This is a genomic window from Synechococcus sp. MU1617 (genome assembly GCF_020514235.1).
Lineage (GTDB): Bacteria > Cyanobacteriota > Cyanobacteriia > PCC-6307 > Cyanobiaceae > Parasynechococcus.
This window is the reverse complement of the sequence record NZ_VTLB01000003.1, coordinates 160,665-177,187: the sequence shown is the minus strand read 5'-3', so window position 1 is coordinate 177,187 and position 16,523 is coordinate 160,665. Positions and strand designations below refer to the sequence as shown.

At 61.9% G+C, this 16,523-nt stretch carries 18 protein-coding genes; 6 read left to right on the top strand and 12 right to left on the bottom strand.

The window, feature by feature from the left end:
* Window positions 1-85 precede the first annotated feature (85 nt).
* Together FZZ90_RS08125 and FZZ90_RS08120 are read left to right on the top strand one after the other, a co-directional pair.
* Entirely contained in the window at window positions 86-238 is a 153-nt protein-coding gene (locus FZZ90_RS08125; protein ID WP_226425197.1) for a hypothetical protein, read from the top strand.
* A gap of 216 nt (window positions 239-454) precedes the next feature.
* A complete protein-coding gene (locus tag FZZ90_RS08120; protein WP_226425196.1) occupies window positions 455-763 on the top strand; it encodes a hypothetical protein in 309 nt (102 codons plus the stop codon).
* An 18-nt stretch (window positions 764-781) separates the two neighbouring features.
* Here the strand turns inward: FZZ90_RS08120 and msrA are convergent, their stop codons facing one another.
* From msrA to FZZ90_RS08080, 8 genes are read right to left on the bottom strand one after another with little or no spacing between them, the layout of a single operon-like run.
* Window positions 782-1,405, bottom strand: a complete 624-nt coding sequence (msrA, locus tag FZZ90_RS08115) for a peptide-methionine (S)-S-oxide reductase MsrA (protein ID WP_226425195.1) — start codon at window positions 1,403-1,405, stop codon at window positions 782-784.
* Window positions 1,402-2,583 carry a lipid-A-disaccharide synthase gene (gene lpxB, locus FZZ90_RS08110; RefSeq protein ID WP_226425194.1) on the bottom strand — a complete coding sequence of 394 codons (1,182 nt, stop codon included), beginning with the start codon at window positions 2,581-2,583 and terminating at the stop codon, window positions 1,402-1,404. The genes msrA and lpxB overlap by 4 nt, the downstream gene beginning before the upstream one ends.
* Window positions 2,583-3,407 (bottom strand): acyl-ACP--UDP-N-acetylglucosamine O-acyltransferase, encoded by an 825-nt coding sequence (gene lpxA, locus FZZ90_RS08105; protein WP_226425193.1) that lies wholly within the window; start codon window positions 3,405-3,407, stop codon window positions 2,583-2,585. Before lpxA ends, lpxB begins: the two co-directional genes overlap by 1 nt.
* Before the next feature lie 5 nt (window positions 3,408-3,412).
* Entirely contained in the window at window positions 3,413-3,868 is a 456-nt protein-coding gene (fabZ, locus tag FZZ90_RS08100) for a 3-hydroxyacyl-ACP dehydratase FabZ (protein ID WP_186513804.1), read from the bottom strand.
* Complete coding sequence (gene lpxC / locus FZZ90_RS08095) at window positions 3,865-4,692, bottom strand: UDP-3-O-acyl-N-acetylglucosamine deacetylase (protein WP_226425192.1); 828 nt, start codon at window positions 4,690-4,692, stop codon at window positions 3,865-3,867. The genes fabZ and lpxC overlap by 4 nt, the downstream gene beginning before the upstream one ends.
* Window positions 4,692-6,875: a BamA/TamA family outer membrane protein gene (locus FZZ90_RS08090; RefSeq protein ID WP_226425191.1), complete on the bottom strand. Its 2,184-nt coding sequence runs from the start codon at window positions 6,873-6,875 to the stop codon at window positions 4,692-4,694. Before FZZ90_RS08090 ends, lpxC begins: the two co-directional genes overlap by 1 nt.
* Before the next feature lie 43 nt (window positions 6,876-6,918).
* A complete protein-coding gene (gene purC / locus FZZ90_RS08085; protein WP_226425190.1) occupies window positions 6,919-7,671 on the bottom strand; it encodes a phosphoribosylaminoimidazolesuccinocarboxamide synthase in 753 nt (250 codons plus the stop codon).
* Window positions 7,668-8,576, bottom strand: a complete 909-nt coding sequence (locus FZZ90_RS08080; RefSeq protein ID WP_226425189.1) for a hypothetical protein — start codon at window positions 8,574-8,576, stop codon at window positions 7,668-7,670. The genes purC and FZZ90_RS08080 overlap by 4 nt, the downstream gene beginning before the upstream one ends.
* Window positions 8,577-8,634: 58 nt before the next feature.
* On the opposite strand from FZZ90_RS08080, the gene purD reads away from it, so the two are divergent.
* Together purD and FZZ90_RS08070 are read left to right on the top strand one after the other, a co-directional pair.
* The gene (purD, locus tag FZZ90_RS08075; RefSeq protein WP_226425188.1) at window positions 8,635-9,942 is read left to right on the top strand and encodes a phosphoribosylamine--glycine ligase; all 1,308 of its coding nucleotides are present in this window, start codon (window positions 8,635-8,637) and stop codon (window positions 9,940-9,942) included.
* Window positions 9,939-12,005, top strand: a complete 2,067-nt coding sequence (locus FZZ90_RS08070; RefSeq protein WP_226425187.1) for an ATP-binding protein — start codon at window positions 9,939-9,941, stop codon at window positions 12,003-12,005. Before purD ends, FZZ90_RS08070 begins: the two co-directional genes overlap by 4 nt.
* 1 nt (window position 12,006) lies before the next feature.
* On the opposite strand, the gene kaiC is transcribed toward FZZ90_RS08070, so the two are convergent.
* The 3 genes from kaiC to FZZ90_RS08055 form a co-directional block, all read right to left on the bottom strand.
* On the bottom strand, window positions 12,007-13,545 hold the full coding sequence (gene kaiC, locus FZZ90_RS08065) for a circadian clock protein KaiC (RefSeq protein WP_226425186.1): 1,539 nt from the start codon (window positions 13,543-13,545) through the stop codon (window positions 12,007-12,009).
* A 65-nt stretch (window positions 13,546-13,610) separates the two neighbouring features.
* Window positions 13,611-13,976 carry a circadian clock protein KaiB gene (gene kaiB, locus FZZ90_RS08060; protein ID WP_115022346.1) on the bottom strand — a complete coding sequence of 122 codons (366 nt, stop codon included), beginning with the start codon at window positions 13,974-13,976 and terminating at the stop codon, window positions 13,611-13,613.
* Window positions 13,973-14,857: a circadian clock protein KaiA gene (locus tag FZZ90_RS08055; protein ID WP_226425185.1), complete on the bottom strand. Its 885-nt coding sequence runs from the start codon at window positions 14,855-14,857 to the stop codon at window positions 13,973-13,975. The genes kaiB and FZZ90_RS08055 overlap by 4 nt, the downstream gene beginning before the upstream one ends.
* Before the next feature lie 132 nt (window positions 14,858-14,989).
* Here FZZ90_RS08055 and rplU point away from each other — a divergent pair, with 132 nt between their 5' ends.
* Both rplU and rpmA read left to right on the top strand, forming a co-directional pair.
* On the top strand, window positions 14,990-15,355 hold the full coding sequence (rplU, locus tag FZZ90_RS08050; RefSeq protein ID WP_011365073.1) for a 50S ribosomal protein L21: 366 nt from the start codon (window positions 14,990-14,992) through the stop codon (window positions 15,353-15,355).
* 45 nt (window positions 15,356-15,400) lie between these two features.
* Window positions 15,401-15,667 (top strand): 50S ribosomal protein L27, encoded by a 267-nt coding sequence (gene rpmA / locus FZZ90_RS08045; protein WP_226425184.1) that lies wholly within the window; start codon window positions 15,401-15,403, stop codon window positions 15,665-15,667.
* An 82-nt stretch (window positions 15,668-15,749) separates the two neighbouring features.
* On the opposite strand, the gene FZZ90_RS08040 is transcribed toward rpmA, so the two are convergent.
* Complete coding sequence (locus FZZ90_RS08040; protein WP_226425183.1) at window positions 15,750-16,502, bottom strand: cyclopropane-fatty-acyl-phospholipid synthase family protein; 753 nt, start codon at window positions 16,500-16,502, stop codon at window positions 15,750-15,752.
* Window positions 16,503-16,523: the final 21 nt, after the last annotated feature.

Genomic DNA, 16,523 nt, shown 5'->3' with positions numbered 1-16,523 from the left:
TCTAGGTTTCGTCAGTCTTCAGATCTGTAGGTCCACTTTCGATCGCACTAGGCCCTGAGCCTGCCGCTGTCGAGAACGCCAATCGATGACTGACCGCACTCTCAGCATTTCCGATGCACTGCGCGAAGCGCAGCTGCAGCGCCTGGAAGCTTCCTTGGCCTGCAAAACGGCATCCAAGCCTCAGGCCACAACACAGCCAGCCAAAGACAACGACAAGGACGCCAAAGCAAGCGACTGATCGCAACAGTCCTCACGCATTCCTTGATCAGATCGGCATATTGAGGGTCATCCGGCACTTGCCGGTGTCCTCAAGTGCTGTGCTGTGGAGTCACTGCTCTCGATCCTGCTGGGTTTCGCGCTCGCGTGGGCGATCACACGGGTGATCATCTGGCTGAGCGACCGTGCGCGCACCCGGGGGCGCTCTGCCGAGGATTGAGGCTGCCATCCTTTAGGCATGGACCGATCTCCTGCCGAAAAAGAGCTCAACCGCATTGAACGTGAGCTGGATGCGAACAACCAACCTGGAGGGGAACCACCTGTGAAGCGAGGCGGTGGTCAGGGTGGTGGAGGACAGACAGGGAAGTCAGGCAACAGATCGCTGGATGCCGTGCTTGTCACGGCGCTGTTGCTGTTCGTTGTCTCAGCCGTACTGGTGTTCGCAGACCGGCTCAGCTCGACTCAACGCATGCAACTGACAGCTGGTTCCGTTGGAGGAGCTGTTGGCCTGTTGCTCGGCTATGGCGTCGGAAGGCTGAGGCCTTAAGGCCACCGGAACTGAGCTCTAATTCCCCCAGGCGTTACCGGAACGAGCGTTGTCCCCCCAGACGGTGTCGAGCCTGCGATCACGACCGCAGCTGAACCGGTAAAAGTTGTATTTGACGGCGTTGTTCTCCGCGTAGTTCTGGTGGTAACCCTCGGCGGGCCAGAAGCGAGCCGCCGGCCTGAGCTCCACCTTCAAAGCAGACCGGGATTGCCCGAGCTCGCGGGCCGCCGCCTCAGCACTGGCCTCAGCGGCCTGAGCCTGGACGGGATCGGCCGTGAAAATCACCGGCCGATAGGAGTCGCCGCGGTCACAGAACTGACCGCCGCCGTCCAGAGGATCCACATTGCGCCAGTAGCTGCGCAACAGCTCCGCATAGCTGATCAGATCCGAGTCAAAACGCACCTGCACCGCTTCCTGGTGACCTGTGGTCTCACTGCTCACCTGCCGGTACGTGGGGCGCTCCAGCTGCCCGCCGCTGTAGCCGCTCACGGCCTCCCGCACCCCCGGCAGATCCTCCAGGTCGTGCTCCAGACACCAGAAACAGCCACCGGCAAAGACCGCCGTCTGCAACTCAGCCATGGCCTGTTGGGGCCAGCTAAGCAGCATCAGGCAGGTGAACAGCAGCAGCAGCGTTCGTTTCATCCGAGCACCTGATCAAAGATGGCCTTGGCCGCCCGCTCGGTTACTCCAGGAGCACCAAGGGTGGCCCGCAGCCGCTCATAGCCTTCCAGCATGGCGTGGCGCTCAGGGGTGGCGGTCAACAGAGGAAGAGCCCTCTCCACCAGGGCTTCGGCGGTGAGTTCGTCCTGCAGCAGCTCCGGCACCAACCGCTGCTTGAGCAACAGATTCACCGGCGAGATGTGATCAACCTGGAAGCGCAGCACGTGGCGGGCAACCCAGGCCGTGAGTCGGCTCACGCGGTACCCCACCACCTGGGGCACCCCCTGCAGGGCCAGTTCCAGATTCACCGTGCCGGATTTACCCAAAGCGAGATCCGCGGCCGCACAGAAGGTGGTCTTCAGCCCATCGGCTTCAGCGGCGGGAATCACCCGGCTCTGGCGCACGCCGGCCTCCTGCAGCGCTGCAGCCAAGGGCGCTTCGAACTGCGCAAGCCCAGCGGGCAGAAGCACCTGAAGATCAGGGTGGCTTTGCTGCAACAGGGCCGCCGCCTGGGCCAACGGTGGCATCAGGTAGCGCAACTCCTGGGGCCGCGAGGCTGGCAACAGCAGCAGCACCGGCGCCTCAGGATCCAGACCCAGTTGGCGGCGGGCGCTGGCGCGATCGGGCAGGTTCTGGAAGCTGTCCAACAGGGGATGGCCCACCCAGCTCACATCCGCACCACGGGCGGCATAGAACTCGGCCTCCGCCGGGAAGATCGCCAGGATCTTGTCGGTGAACCCAAGAAGACGGGTGGTGCTGCCATCGCCAAAGCGCCAGGCCCACTCCTGGGGGGCGATGTAGTAAGTGATCGGCAGATCGGGCCGCTGTCTCCGCAGCCGTGTGCCCAGACGCACATTGGCCCCGACGTAGTCAATCAACACGACCCCATCAAGGGGCCGGGCCTTCAGCAGCGCATCCACCCGGGCCTGCAGCCGCAGCGTGGGAAGAATCAATGGGACGGCCTCCCACAGGCCAATCGCCCCCATCGGAGCGGTGTCGGCGATCAACACCGCACCCGCCGCCTCCATGCGCGGGCCTCCCAGGGCCAGCACCTCAAGCTCCAGCCCCCGTCGGTCCGCCTCCAACCGCAGGGCGCGAATCAACAGGCTGCCCTGCAGATCACCGGAGACCTCTCCAGTGCTGATCAGCAGCCGAACCATCAGCGCCCCTGCACAGGCATCGGCCCACGTCGGTCCTGCGCAGTGGAGGCTTCAAGGAACCGGCAAAAGTGTTCAGCCGCCGGCAGCAACGGCTGGCTGCGGGCCCGCTGAAGCGCGTCGGCAATCACCAGGTCAGAGCGATACATCAGGGTCCAGACCTCCTGAAGTTGCTTGAGTTCAGCGCCATCGTGATTGGCAGACAGGCCACTGCGCCGCAGCCCCACACGGTTCAGACCCCGCACCCGGCCCGGATGGCCTTCCACCAGGCAATAGGGGGGAACATCTCGGTCGACGCGGGTCATGCCGCCCACCATCGCCATCCCGCCGATGTGAACGAACTGGTGAATTCCCAAACAGCCACCAATCACCGCACGGTCTTCGATCACCACGTGGCCCGCCACCTGAATGGCATTGGACATCACGATGTTGTTGCCCAAATCGCAGTTGTGCCCCAGATGGCAATAGGCCATCAGCAGGTTGCCGTTGCCGATGCGGGTCACCTCACCCTCTTCGGTAGCACGATTGATCGTCACGCATTCCCGCAGCGTGTTTCCATCACCGATCAACACCTCGGTGTTGGCACCGCGGTACTTGAGATCCTGCGGCGGAAGACCCAGGCAAGCACCCGGGAACACCTTGTTGTCACGACCAAGAGTCAGCCGTCCGTCCAAAACGGCATGGGGACCGATCCAGGTGTTCTCTCCGATCACCACCTCGGGGCCGACCACCGCACCAGGGCCGATCACCACGCCGGCAGCCAGCTCGGCCTTTGGGTCCACCACCGCCATGGGGTGAATCTGCTGTGACGCCGTTTGCTGCGACATCACGCTCAGTCCACCAGGGAGAACATCAATTCACCGGAACAGGCCAAATCGCCGTCCACTGTGGCCTCAGCCTTGACCTTGCCGAAGCGTTTGCGCTTGAGGCTGAGCAGTTCACAGCGGATCACCAGCTGATCTCCAGGAACCACAGGGCGCCGGAAGCGTACCCCGTCAATGCCAGCAAAAACGAACAGTCCCTTCGGCAGATCGGGCATCTGGGTCACGATCAGACCACCTACCTGCGCCATCGCCTCGACAATCAGCACCCCTGGCATCAGCGGACGCTCGGGGAAATGCCCCTGGAACTGGGGCTCGTTCATGGTCACGTTCTTGATTGCCGTGGCCGAAACCCCGGGCTCATGGGCGATGACCCGATCCACCAGAGCGAAGGGGTAACGGTGCGGGAGCAAACCGGCGATCTGCTCGCTGGTGAGCACGACATCTGGGGTGGTGGATTCAGTCACAAAGCGGCTGCGAGATCGGTGTGAAGACCATGGGATCCCTTGTACACAAGAACTTGTGCCTGGGGAAAACCGACGAGTGCCAGGTCGCCGATTAGGTCCAAGAGCTTATGGCGCACCGGTTCATCCTCGAACCGCAGCGGTGGATTCATCCACTGATCACCGTCACAGACCAGGGCATTGTCCAGGGCTCCGCCCTGGATCAAACCGGCAGCACGCAGCTGCTCCACCTGCTCCCGGAAACCAAAGGTGCGTGCCGGAGCGATCTCATCGACGAAGCGTTGGGGCGTGAGCTCCAAGGCGAACTGCTGACGGCCGATGGCCGCCTGCGGAAAATCGATGATGCCCACAACACCAAAGCGATCCGACGGGGTGGCGGTGATCACACTGTTGCCGCGGGTGCGCAGCAGGGGTTTCTCCAACCGCGGAGGAGCCGGCCTTGGTGTCGCTGCAGGGGCCAAACCAGCTGCGGAGATGGCCTCAACCCAGCCCAGGGCTGAACCATCCAGCAAAGGAACTTCATGGCCGCTGAGACCGATCTCCACATGGCTGAGCCCACAACCAGCCAGGGCCGCCAGCAGATGTTCAACGGTGGCCACCGTGCTGGAGCCCAGATCCAAGGTTGTACATAACGGGCTGTCGCGCACCTGATCCGGCCGTAGCTGGATCGGCTGCTCCATCCCCGGCAAACGCATGTGAAACCCAGGCTGATCGGTCGGCCGCAGCTCCACCGTGGACTCAGCTCCACTGTGGAGGCCGACGCCAGAGCGTGATGTCTCCGCCGCCAGTGTCCAGGCAGCGGAGTAGTCCTGAGGCCAGCTGTTCACTAGAACTTCCAGCCCACGCCCAGGTTGAAGCGGTAATCGGATGTGAAGTCTTTGGTGGCCACCTCGACGCGGATTGGACCAACCGGCGTGGTCACGATCACGCCGGTACCGAGAGAAACACCGGAGCCGTCCTTACCCAAGAGCAAACCAGGCTTACCGGGCACATCCTTTTGGGTACCGAAATCGGTGCCGGCGTCCATGAACACCTCGCCAGAGAAGATGCTGATCAGCGGGAAGCGGTACTCGATCGTGAGTTCGCTGAAGGCCTTGGACACTGCAAGATCGCAGTCGTACCAACCCCGAATCGAGTTGGATCCACCCATGCAGAACGCCTCGTACGGAGGCGCTTCGCCCATGATCGCGCCACCCTTGATCTGCACACCGATGGCCTGGGGGCAATCGGCCTGCTCACCGGGCTTGGGACGGCAGCCCTTGTGGATCTTCAGCCAATCCACGGGGAAGAACTGGGTGTAACTCGCCCTTAGCCGGTTGAAGGTGGGAGAGTCGTTATTGATGCCGAGGAACTGCTCGGTTCCGGCGGTGAAGAAGTTGCCGCTGGTGGGATTACGGGGGTTATTGAAGTTGTTGTAAGTGGTGGCGAAACGCACCCCCACCAGGTTGTTGGTGTCGGCGCAGTTGTACGACACGCAAATGACGTCGTCGTTGTTGACCTTGCCCTTGCGCAATTTGTTGTTGGACACGCCATAGGGCCTCGTATCACCAGCAAAGTTGATCGGCCGCACTTCAGCGAACGACATACCTGCCAGCACATTCCACTTGCTGTCCTTATACGGATCACCACCGTTCAGGGGCCGGGAGAAGGAGAAGTTGCCGCCGATCTTGCGCAGCACCACCGTGTCGCCCTCGTAGTCGAACCAACTGCGGTTGGGGTAATCGCTGTCGGCCTTGTTCACCTCACCCGGAGCCTTATCTCCATCGGTGAACCCGTAACTGCGGCCGGTCTCATAAGCCTTGTTGGAGCCGTTGTCGACATAGTCCTTCGCCGTGCGGATGTTGCCGTTGTCTTCGCTTTGGAAGACCTGGGGCACCTGCTGGCTCAAGAAGACCGAAGTGCGGAAGCTGGTGCGGTGCTTGTCGCCGTAGATCCAGGGATCCGTGAAGTTGAGGTTGGCCAATCCGCCGTATTGGCCATAGGTGATGTTGGTGCCCAGATTCCAAGCACGACCAAAAAGATTGCTTTCCTGCAGCTGCACCTGGCCAAACACACCCTGGCTTTGGCTGTAGCCGAGACCGCCAGAGAGCTGACCGGTGGACTGCTCAACGATGCCCAGCACGATCACCACATCGCCGGGCATTTCTGGCACAGGCCGCAGAGTGACCTTCACATCACTGAACAGCTGGGTGCCGTACAGCCGCTTGATATCACGCTCCAACTGGTTGCGGTTGAACGGATCGCCGGGCTGAATCGAAACCTCCCGGGTGATCACCCACTCCCTGGTTTTGCCACGGATGGGATTGCCGTTCTCATCGGTGTCATCACCCTCTTTGGTGAGGAATTTGACCTCAACACCAGACACGCTGCCCTGGAGCAATTTCAGCGTGACCACACCCTCAGGGCTGACCCGTTCTGGACCGGACACCCGAGCCAGGGAATAGCCCTGATCGGCCACTGAGGATTGCAGGGCCTTCATCCGCTGCTGCAGATCGTTGAGGTTCAGCGTGCGGCCGTAATCGGAGGCAAACGTCTCCTCAATCACCTCATCCGAAAGGAGATCCTCATCGTCGCCGCTGATCTCCACAGCACTCAGCGGAGGAAAGGGCTCCACTTGAACAACCACTTGAACCCCGAGCGGTCCGTTTTGGGGAACGATCCGCACATCAGAGAACCAACCCGTGGCCTGAATGCCATTCAGATCGTTCTGGAGCTCCTCGCGGGTGACACGCATCCCCGGACGCACCTGCATGGCGTCGTAAGTGGAGATCTGAAGACGTTCTTCTTCCGGGTGCCCATCGATGCCCTCAATCAACACCTCGGAGATCAGCACCCGAGGCTGTTCCACCACGGTGTCTTCCACCACGACCTCTTCCGCCTCTACGGATTGGTTCGCAGGCGCGGCCTCCTGAGCCATCACGGGCGGAGCCACCAGGGGGATCCCGAGCATCAGACCCAGAACCGTGTGACGAACAGCAACCGAGGAGCGGCGGGACGAACGGCGGGTCATCTAGACGCAGGCTGGGCCGAAGCCACAAAAACGTGCGCTGACCTTACAGGCAGTTGCTGGGATTGGGGCAGCTGCCTTGGACCCGTTTAAGGACCTCCCCGTAGGCCTCCATCACCCCACCGAGATCCTTACGGAAGCGGTCCTTATCCAAAATCCGGTCCTCAACGTTGCTACTGCGGCGATCCCAGAGCCTGCAGGTGTCAGGGCTGATCTCATCGGCGAGCAGGAGTGTTCCATCCGATGCAAGCCCCAACTCCAGCTTGAAATCCACCAGTTGCAGATCAAGTCCCTCAAAGAACGGCAGCAGCACCGCATTCACCCGGCGGGCCAGTTGTTCAATCGCTGACAGTCGAGCAGGGTCCGCCACCCCCAGCAGCTGCACGCGCGCCTCAGTCAGCAGCGGATCGCCAAGTGAATCGTCCTTGTAGTAGAGATCCAACAGGGCGGGTTCGATGGCTGTGCCCTCCGCGATCGGCGTCTGCCGGCACAGCGATCCGGTGGCGGTGTTCCTGAGAACCACCTCCAGGGGAATGATCTCCACCCGACGTACCAGCATCCAAGTCTCCCCGGCCAGACCGCAGTAATGGGTCGGCACCCCCTCACGCTCAAGCAGCTCGAACAACCGCGCTGAGATCTGGCAATTCAGCCGACCTTTATCGTCCAGCTGGGCTTTCTTCTGGGCATTGAAAGCGGTGGCGTCGTTCTTGAACTCCACCAACACCCGGTCGGGATCCGTGCTGGCGAACACCCGCTTGGCCTTGCCTTCGTAGAGCAACTCTCCGTGATCGGGCGTCATGGCGACGGTGCAACGGCTGACGGTCTTACATCAGCATGGCCTCCAGGATGCCGGGGAGAACGCAGCAGGGGATCGGGCTCGGCCTCAGGATTCAGTTGCTGAAGCGCATAGCGGTCATTCAGAACACTGGCGAGCCGCTGCATCCGCTGACGCGGGCGCTCGCCATCGCCACCAGCCGCTAACTGCAGCTGGAGCTGTTGATGGAGCAGGTCCATGGCCAGTCCCCAGGCCTCCGCTGCCGCCGCTTGATCCAAAGCGGTTTCCAGCAGTTGATCCGCCTGCTCGAACTGATCCGCATCCAGCCATTGCGCCGCCCGCGCCAGTCGTTTCGCCCCCTGCAGACCTTTCAGGTCCCCCAGCAGCTGCACCTCCACAGCCACAGCGTTGCGGCCTAAGGCCGCTTCATGGAAAGCCAACTGATCCAGCCCATTTCCCTGATCCGGCAACGGCTGATCAGGAAATAAAGGCGCGTCAAGGGCGATCAAGTTGCCATCCACCAAACGGCGCAGCGCCAAAACCGCCTGGCGGTGATCCAGGGCGGCGGCGGCAGCCCGCCAGCGCAACACCAACCACTGCCTCCGTTCATCGCCAACCAGCGGGACATACCGGTTCAGCACCACCGCCGCGGCTTCGGGGGCTCCGCAGCTCATCAGAGCTTCGGCGTTCGCCAGCACCAGCTCCAACGAATCGATGACCGGATGCAGCGCTAGAAGCCGATCGCGCAAGGCCTGGCGACGGCCATCGGAGTTGGCGATGCGGGGGTCGAGACAGGCCTGCTCCGCCGCGGCCACATCCATGGAGGCCAGCGCGCTCTGAAAGGGTTCCTCGCGCATCACCTGGGGATCAGGGGCTGCCGTGACAGCAGCCAGAAGGGTGAGGGCGAAGGGGAAAAGAGGGGTCCCCATGGCGGGCTGCGGTCTACAAAGGAAAACCTACGAGGCCCAAACCGTTCCTCCCACAACCATGGCCATGTCGTCCACCCGTCCCAACACGCTGCCCGCCCTCCAACGTGCCCTCGTCGTCGGTGGCGGCGGCAGGGAACAGGCCCTGGCCTGGGCCCTGGGCCGTTGTCCGGGCCTGGACACGGTTTGGATCACCCCTGGCAACGGTGGCGCTGAAGGCAGCACCCTGGCGGTGGGCGAAACCGATAGCGCTGGGTTGATTGCGCTTTGCCAGCAGAACGCCGTCGACCTGGTGGTTGTGGGTCCGGAAGCTCCTCTGGCCGCTGGCATCGCCGATGCCCTGCGTGATGCGGGCTTTGCCGTGTTCGGCCCTGGAGCAGAGGGTGCCCAGTTGGAGGCGAGCAAAGCCTGGGCCAAGCAGCTGATGCAAGAGGCGGGGGTCCCCACGGCTGGCCACTGGGCGGTAACCAATGAAGCCGAAGCTCTGGCGGTGTTGCGGGAAGTCCAACGTCCTCTAGTGGTCAAAGCCGATGGCTTGGCCGCCGGCAAGGGCGTCACGGTGGCGGACACCGTGGAGGAATCGGAAACCGCCATCCGCGAAGCCTTTGAAGGGCGTTTCGGTGCTGCGGGCTCCCAGCTGGTGCTGGAGGAGCGGATGGAGGGGCCTGAAGTGTCGGTGTTCGCTCTCTGCGATGGGGAGCGGATGGTGCTGTTACCACCGGCGCAGGACCACAAACGACTTAAGGACGGCGATCGCGGTCCCAACACCGGCGGCATGGGCGCCTATGCCCCCGCCCCACTTCTGGATGCCGAGGGTCTGGAGGAGGTGCGCCGCATCGTGCTCGAGCCCACCCTCAAGGCCCTGCGCCAACGCGGCATTGATTACCGCGGCGTGATCTATGCCGGCCTGATGATCACGGCCGATGGCCCTCAGGTGATCGAGTTCAACTGTCGCTTCGGCGATCCCGAATGCCAGACGTTGATGCCTCTGCTCGGCCCTGAGATCGGCGCCGTGCTGCAGGCCTGTGCAATGGGCCGCCTCGATCTGGCCCCGCAACTGAGCATTGCCGAACGCTGCAGTGCCTGCGTTGTGGCGGCTGCAGAGGGCTACCCGGAGGCTCCTCGCAAGGGTGATGCGATTCGCATCGCCCTTGCCCCCAGCCCAGACCATCAGCTGTTTCATGCCGGCACCCGCCGCAACAGCTCCGGCGAACTGCTCACCGCAGGGGGCCGGGTGCTGGCCGTCGTCGCCCAAGGCGATGACTTCGATGCAGCCTTTTCCGGGGCCTACAACGGCCTCAATCAGCTGGATTACGCCGGAATCACCTACCGTCGAGACATCGGCCATCAGGTGCGCTCGGGAGGATGAGCAGCGGCAGCGGAGCAGCGATCGCTGATTGGGCACTTCCCCCCAATGGCAAACCGCCGGGGGAAGACCAGAACCTCTGGGACCGCATCACCGCCTGGTGGGCGGAGTTCACCCTTCAGACCAAGCTGCTGGCGATTGCCACACTTGTGGTGAGCCTGATGATGACGGGCATCACCTTCTTCGCGCTGAACGGAATCCAGCGCGATGCCGTGATGAACGACACGCGCTACGCCAGGGATCTGGGCTTGCTGCTAGCCGGCAACGTCACCGAGCTGGTGGCGCAGGGGCAGGACCGTGAGCTGGCCAACGTCGCCGAAAAGTTCTGGCGCTCCAGCCGCAGCGTCCGCTACATCTTCTTTGCCGATCCCGAAGGCGTCGTCTATCTGGGAATCCCCATCAGCGCCACCCCCAGCAGTGGCGATGGCGAGCTCCGTCTCAACCGACGGCTGGAACTGCCCGATGAGCTGCGTCGACGCCCCCAGAACCCCCTGGTGCGGCAACATCTCACGCCCCAGGGTGCTGTCACCGATGTGTTCGTCCCCCTGATCCGGGGGGGGCAGTACTACGGCGTTCTCGGCCTCGGGGTGAACCCGAATGAAACCGCCCTGGCCAGTGCCGCCCTCACCCGGGAGGTGACCGTGGCTGTGTTCATCTCAATCTGGGTGTTGGTGATCCTGGGCGCGGTGTTCAATGCCCTCACCATCACCCGACCGGTGAAGGAACTGCTGCGGGGGGTGCGCTCCGTCGCCTCCGGCAACTTCGGCGCCCGGGTTGACCTGCCGGTGGGCGGAGAACTGGGGGAATTGCTCACCGGCTTCAACGCCATGGCCTCCCAGCTCGAGGCATATGACGAAGCCAACATCGAGGAGCTCACGGCCGCGCAAGTGAAGCAGCAGTCGTTGATCGCCACCATGGCCGATGGCGCCATGCTGCTCGACGCCGACGGCCGCATCGTGCTGGCCAATCCAACGGCGCGGCGCCTGTTCCGCTGGGAAGGGCGCAGCTTGGAAGGCCAGGAGCTGGTGGGGGAACTGCCTGAACTGTTGGCGATCGAGCTGCACAGCCCCCTCGATGCCCTGCTCGGTGGCGGCTCAGATAGTGAAGACCTTCGCTGCAGCGTGGGGGAACCAGCCCGCACACTGCGCATTGTTCTGCAGGCCGTGCGTGATGCCAGTGGTGAAACCCTCAAAGGCATCGCCGTCACCATCCAGGACCTCACACGGGAGGTGGAGCTGAATGCAGCCCAGAGCCGTTTCATCAGCAACGTCTCCCATGAACTGCGCACGCCGCTGTTCAACATCAAGAGCTACGTCGAAACCCTGCATGACCTCGGCGACCAGCTCAGCCCCGATGAGCAGAAAGAGTTTCTTGGAGTTGCCAACGATGAAACCGATCGGCTCACCCGGCTGGTGAACGATGTGCTGGATCTCTCCAGGCTGGAGTCGGGTCGAACCCTGCAGTTCGAACCGATCAGCATGCGACCAGCGATGGAACAGACCCTGCGCACTTACCGGCTGAATGCGGAAGAGCGCCAGGTGGAACTGGTTCTCGATGCGCCCGAAGATCTGCCTGACGTGTTGGGCAACTGGGACCTGCTGCTCCAAGTGCTCGACAACCTGATGGGCAATGCCCTCAAGTTCAGCCGACCCGGTGGTCCCCTGGCGCTGCGGGCCTATCCCTGGCCCGACACATGTTCGGTGGAGGGGACAGCGATCACGGGAAGTGACGGACCCACCTGCGCCCTCACCTCACCGCTGCCCAAGTTGAGGGTGGAGATCGCCGACACGGGCTGCGGGATCAGTAACTCCGATCAGGAACGCATCTTCGATCGTTTCTTCCGAGTGGAAAATGCCGTTCACACGGAAGTGGGCACCGGACTGGGGCTCTCGATCGTGCGGGGCATCCTCGAGAAGCACGGTGCACAAGTACAAATGGTGAGCGAGCCCGAGATCGGCACCACTTTCTGGTTTGAGCTTCCGCTAGCAGAAGCCGACAAGGATGAGCTGCAACTGCAGGCGGAACGACGCAGCCGCAATGCCATCGCAGAGTCCGCAGAGCTCTAGGTCAGTCCTCGGTGGAAACACCGCGGGCAATTCGCGACAACTCGCTGCGCTCATCGGTGGTCACCCGATGGGGCACACCGGAAATGATCCGCTCAAAGTTGGAGAAGGAATCCTTGATCTGCGGACCATTGCCCGTAATCACAAATTCGCGGATGCCCTTGTCGTGCCAGGAGCCACGCATCTTGAACACGTTCAAGGCTCGGGCCATCTCCCCGCGGATCTCCACGTACTGCAGCAGCAGGATCGTGTCGGTGATGGTGGAGATATGGGAGTCGGTGATCGAGTGGCTGCCCATGAACTCCTCGGAAGTGTTCGTGAAGAAACCAGCGATCTCCTCCTGCTTGGCGTAACCGGTCACACCGATCACGAACTGTCGGAAGGCGTTGTGGCTCACACCACGAGCCAGGGCAGAGAGGGAGTCGATCGCCATCCGCGAGGGCTTGAATTGGCTGATCTCCGTCTTGATGATCTGCAGGTGATCTTCAAGGCCCGTTGATTCGGGGTAAGCGCAGATGATCTTGAGCAGACCGTCCTGCTCCATCTGCTCGAAGTCGATGCCCCAGCTGGTGCCGTTCCGCAGTAGCTGGGCTCGCGATTCCTCATAGGCAAACAGGATCGCTCGTTCCTTGTTGCGGCAGGCATCTTCGATGAATTTGGAGACGAGCATCGTCTTGCCTGTTCCTGTGGCTCCGGTGGCGAGGATGATCGAATCCTTGAAGAAACCACCACCACACATGTCGTCCAGACGGGGCACACCAGAGCTCACCCGCACGTTGGACGATCGCTGAGTTAGGCGCATGGCCCCCAGCGGGAAGATGCTGATGCCGTGGGTCCCCATGGTGAAAGGGAACTCGCCCTTCATGTGGGTGGTGCCCCGCAGCTTGAGGATTTCAACAGTGCGCCGACGCCGCTCTCCCTCGAGCACGTTGCGAAGGATCACCACGTTGTCGGAAACAAATTCTTCAACGCCGTAACGGGCAATCGGGCCGTACTCGTCGATGCGCTCGGTGGTCATCACCGTGGTGACGCCAATTTCCTTGAGCCGGGCGATCAAGCGGAAAATCTCACGACGCACCACAAAGACTGCGTCGTATTGCTGGAACACCGCCGTGATCGAATCAATGGCGACGCGCTTGGCCTTGTACTTGCGGATGGCGTAGTTAATCCGCTCGATCAGACCCGAGAGATCAAAGCTGCCAGCCACGTCCTGGCCGTCGGGATCTGGCGAGGCATCAAGGATGAATAACTTGTCCTGCTCGACCATCTCCTGCAGGTTCCAGCCGAAACTGGCGGAGTTGCGCAGGATGTCTAGGGGCGATTCCTCGAAGGTGACGAAGATGCCGGGTTCGTCGAAATCCTTGATGCCGTTGTGGAGGAAGTGCAGCGAGAACACCGTCTTTCCGGTGCCGGACGTGCCGCTGATCAGCGTGCTGCGGCCGATCGGTAGGCCGCCCTGGCACACATCATCAAAGCCCTCGATCCCCGTCGGGAGCTTTTGCACCTGCATCTGAGGCTGACCGCTGGTCGGAGGGAACTGCATAGCAAAGACCTATGACTTGACGGTAGAGAGCAGGAAACAAACCATGCTTGAGAGCACCATGTCGCTTAAGGATCCGACGTGATCGTCGTGTCGGTCTCCTCATCGACAGCGTCGATGACACTCGAGTTGAGGGCCGTGTCGGACAGCTCGTCGTAGAGAAGATCGAGACCGATCAAAACCCGTTCCCGATCCGAGAGATCACCAATGATGCGGCGCACCGGCGGGGGAAGAATCTTGGACAACGTTGGCGTTGCCAAAATTTTGTCCTCCTCCGCCAATTGGGGATTTTTCAACACATCAATCACCTTCAGGGCATAGACGCCCCGAAATTCGGTTTCAAGGATGTTGCGCAAGGTTTTCAGCGCCCGCATCGAGTTGGGCGTGTTGCCCGCCACGTAGAGCTTGAGGATGTAGGTCTTGCGGGGACTCATGACGACTCCTCCGAGGCATCGAGCTGATCCATCGGGCGACGTACACGGCTGGAGGCCGTGCCCGATAGAGGAAAGTCCGGCGGAATGGAACGCCGGTACATCTCACACAGATGGGCCATTACGTCGAGAAGCGCAAGGCGGTAATCCTGAAGAAAGTCATGTTTGTGGCCCTCCAAACTCAGTTGTTTCCAGAATTCATCGATCAGATCCACGTGGATCTCAACGGTGCGGGTGATCGGCAGATCACTGAAAAAAGCGGTGTTCACAAAGCTTTCCAAGGCCTGATTGGCAGCGGCCGGATCGCTGAAATAACTCGCCAGCAGGTCCCGATAGGTACGTTGGAGGGACAGCAGCAGATCCCGGCGTTCCTCGGGGGGCAAGCTGCCCAGGAAGCGGGATGGATCTCGCTTGTAAAAGACCCCTAGATAGCCAAGCCGTTCCTGAAGGCGTTGGGAGAGGTTGCTGACGGCGCGGGATGAAGAGCTGCTGTCGTCCTGACGTCCATCGGCGCGGCCTTGGCGCAGAAAGCGAGAAATCGCCGCGTCCACGTTGTATCCCAGCTGGGCCAGCTGGTCGTCGGGCAGATGCAACTCCTCAGGGTGGTAGTCCACCTGCCCCTTCAGATCCCCAACGATCACGGCGGGGAAGAGCAGACCCGCCGCCAGTAATTGCTCCTTGGCCTCAGCATCAAGCAGGCTCTGCTCGAGCACCACAGCGTCAAAATCCTCCTGCCTGGGGCCGAGAACAGACGCCAGGGTCTCCCCAGGATCGACAGTCAGTACAACAGACTCGTAGCGGTTGGCCGGCAGCCATGGGCGGCAGGCCTCCACCAAAGCTGGGCTGGCCAGCACGAGAGCAACAGTGAGGGCCGGCCTGGCCATCCGTACATCCGCAACGTCGAAACATCTGAATCTTGACGATGGGGCGCGTCAGAGACGAAGATCTTTGTTTGTCTTTCGATTGCGGGTCAGGCCTAAATCGGTTCGCCGAGCCTGAACGCGTCTTTTCACCTTATGGCCGACACCAAACCAGCCGCGGAACAGAGCGGGACCTACGCCATCGTTGAGGCGTCGGGCACCCAGATCTGGCTGCAGCCCAACCGCTATTACGACATCGATCGGCTTCAGGCCGAGGTGGACGACACCATCAAGCTTGAGAACGTTCTCCTGGTGAAGGACGGCAAGGGCACCACCCTCGGCCAGCCCTACGTCAAAGACGCCACCGTGTCGCTCAAGGTGATGGCCCATCGCCGCGGCCCCAAGGTGATCGTTTACAAGATGCGCCCAAAAAAGAAAACCCGCCGCAAGAATGGTCACCGGCAGGAACTCACCCGGGTGATGGTTGAGTCCATCTCCGTGGGCGGCAAGGCCATCAGCTGACCTCCCCCCCTCGCTCCATCAACCGCCCCACCAGCATCTCTTCTCATGGCACATAAAAAAGGCACAGGCTCAACCCGTAACGGCCGCGACTCGAACGCCAAACGCCTGGGTGTGAAGGCCTACGGCGGCGAAACCGTCACCGCCGGATCCATCCTGATCCGCCAGCGCGGCACCTCCGTTCTGCCCGGCGTCAATGTCGGCAAAGGCAAGGACGACACCCTGTTTGCTCTGACCGATGGGATCGTGAAGTTCGAATCGATCCGCCGCGGCCTGCGCAACCGCAAGCGCATCAACATCACAGCAGCGATCTGAGTTTCGAGGCCAACACCAATCCAAAGCCCCGGTGCCAGCTGGCACCGGGGCTTTTTTGTTGGCAGCTTTTGTTGTCGCAGCCTCAGGAACGCCGGTACAGCCGGGCCGTGATCAACAGGGGGTGAAACACCTCCAGGAACTGGACCTGCAGGGTGCGGAAAAACCCATCCACCAGGGCCGGATCATCGAAATGGAAGGGGTACTCGCCCTGATGCCCTTTGAAGAAGTACCAGTTCAGAAGAGCGATGGCCCCGGGGGCCATCCGCTGGTGAAACTCCAGCAACTGCGCCGAGGGATCCGGCAGGTGTTCCAGCACATCGAGGCAGACCACCGCATCGAAACGCACATCGCCCGTGCTGCTGAGGTCGCGATGGACCGAGAGCTTGTCCGCCAGCCCCAGGCTTTGCGCCCGTTGCTGAACAAAAGCCTGGTTGTGGGGATTGAGATCAACAAACCAGACGTGATCGACCCCCGGCAGCGCCGCAGCCGAGAGGGCATGGGTGCCGATGCCACCACCGAAATCCAGCACCTGGCCCTGCACCGCCATGCCCTGAAGCCGCAGCGTGTCCGCGATGTAGTCCGCACTGGAGAGATGCCAGGCCGCCAGCTCCAGCAGGTGCCCCGTTCCCACCGTGTCCTCATAGAAGGCGGTGGCGTCCTCCGGCCGGAACGCACCCGGGTGCAAGTCCGCCAGGTCGTCGGTGCTGCTGGGCAGACGCTGCTCGAGCTGTTCCAGCGTCAGGTCGAGATAACGGCTGAGGTGTTGCTTGATGCCCAAACCGTCCGCCAGGAAAGCGGAGACGTCCACATCCGTGCTGCTGCGGAGCTGGGGCATGGATGGGCTTCAGGGCGCGGC